General features: G+C 63.9%; 1 protein-coding gene and 2 pseudogenes. 1 reads left to right on the top strand and 2 read right to left on the bottom strand.

Annotated elements, in window-relative coordinates:
* A pseudogene (locus IVA82_RS08320) lies at positions 1-330 on the bottom strand (transposase); the annotation flags it as partial.
* A gap of 81 nt (positions 331-411) precedes the next feature.
* On the opposite strand from IVA82_RS08320, the pseudogene IVA82_RS08315 reads away from it, so the two are divergent.
* Positions 412-903: pseudogene (locus IVA82_RS08315) on the top strand (methyl-accepting chemotaxis protein); the annotation flags it as partial.
* A gap of 154 nt (positions 904-1057) precedes the next feature.
* Here the strand turns inward: IVA82_RS08315 and IVA82_RS08310 are convergent.
* Positions 1058-1571, bottom strand: a 514-nt coding sequence (locus tag IVA82_RS08310) for a transposase (protein ID WP_247388185.1), incomplete at its 5' end; no start/stop codon positions are given.

The raw sequence follows: 1571 nt of genomic DNA, 5'->3' as shown, positions 1-1571 counted from the left end.
GTTAAGCCGGCCATGCCGCTCCAGCGAAGGCAGCAACGTCGGAATCATTACCCGGAGCCGCTTGCCGCAGATCCGATCCGAGGCCTCCCACAGCGCCACCAGTGCATCCCTGATAGGGGCGCCATAGGTCGGCTTTCGCTGCCGCCGGGCCTCCGGCGAAATTGCGACATGGCTGGCCAGCGCCCGAACCGCGTGCTTGCGATGCCAGCCCGTCACCGCGCAAAGCTCGTCGAGAATGCGCCCCTTATCTGCCCGCCCTGCTGATCGATAGCGGTCTACCACCGCCGCCGTGATCTCGCGCCGCGCACCCATGCTGATCCGTCCTGCCATCGGCAACACCGATCCGATTCGGTATCGCGGCCCCACTCCTGACGGTCAGTTCTCCGGTAACATTCTTGATGAGGCAATGCGCTCATTCATTCGATTGCGGCGCAGACCAATTTGCTCGCGCTCAACGCCACCATCGAGGCGGCGCGGGCCGGTGAATCGGGCCGCGGCTTCGCCGTCGTCGCCTCCGAGGTCAAGGCGCTCGCCAACCAGACAGCCAAGGCCACCGAGGAAATCTCCGCCCAGGTCGCGGCGATGCAGACCTCGACCAGCGATGCGGTCGCAGCGATTGGCGGCATCACCCAGACCATTGCCGAGATGAGCGAGATTACTGCCGGGATTTCGTCGTCCATCGAGCAGCAGGGCGAAGCGACCCGCGAGATCGCGCGCAACATCCAGTCGGTGGCGGCCGGCTCGAACGAGATCAACACCAATATCGGCAGCGTCGCCTCGGCCGCGGAAGCGACCGGCGCAGCCGCCTCCGACGTGCTCTCCAACGCCCGCGAACTGGACAACCAGTCCGGCGCGTTGCGCAGCGCCGTCGACGGCTTCCTCGCCAAGGTGCGCGCGGCTTAGCATTACAGTTGTCTTTTTGATTTGACATGAGCGCGTTGAGCGGCAGCCTGATGAGCTCTGCGCCAGAAAGACCATGCGATGATGCGTGCGGGTTGAATACGCTTTCGAGCAAGTCTGATGGCAATGCGGCGGATTTCCTGGATTGACCAACGGATCAGCGGCGGCGTGGGTATGCTTTGGCTTTTGCCGGGGGGCGGCGTTTGGTTTTTTTGGGCGGTGGCGGATTAGCGCGATGGCGGATCGCGGCCATCATGGCGAAGGCGAGCATCACCAAGGACACATGACGGTGCCAGCCATGCCAGGATCTGCTCTCGTTGTGATCGAGCCCGAACTCGTTTTTCGCGGTTTCAAAGCTGTCCTCGATCGCCCATCGATGGCCTTCGACCGCGACCAGCGTTTCAATTGATGTTCCCGCTGGGCACCAGGTGGTGAAGAAGGCGAGGTCATCATCGGCGATGCGACGACGGATCAGTAGACCGCGCGTCCATAAACCATCATTTGCGCTGTTGAACTGCTCGGCCTCGAGGTCGGCCAATTCGAGATAACACCAGTCGTGCAGCCGCGGTCCCTTGGTTCCGGCTCCCGCCGACAGGCGCTTCCAGTCGGACGGGCGCCGCGTCCGGGCGAGGTCCGCGGCCGTACCGGCGACCGGCGGTCGCTTGCCCCAG

The sequence above is a fragment of the Bradyrhizobium sp. 142 genome, from assembly GCF_023074015.1.
GTDB lineage: Bacteria > Pseudomonadota > Alphaproteobacteria > Rhizobiales > Xanthobacteraceae > Bradyrhizobium.
Note: the sequence above shows the minus strand (reverse complement) of the source record. Positions and strands in the feature narration are given on the sequence as shown.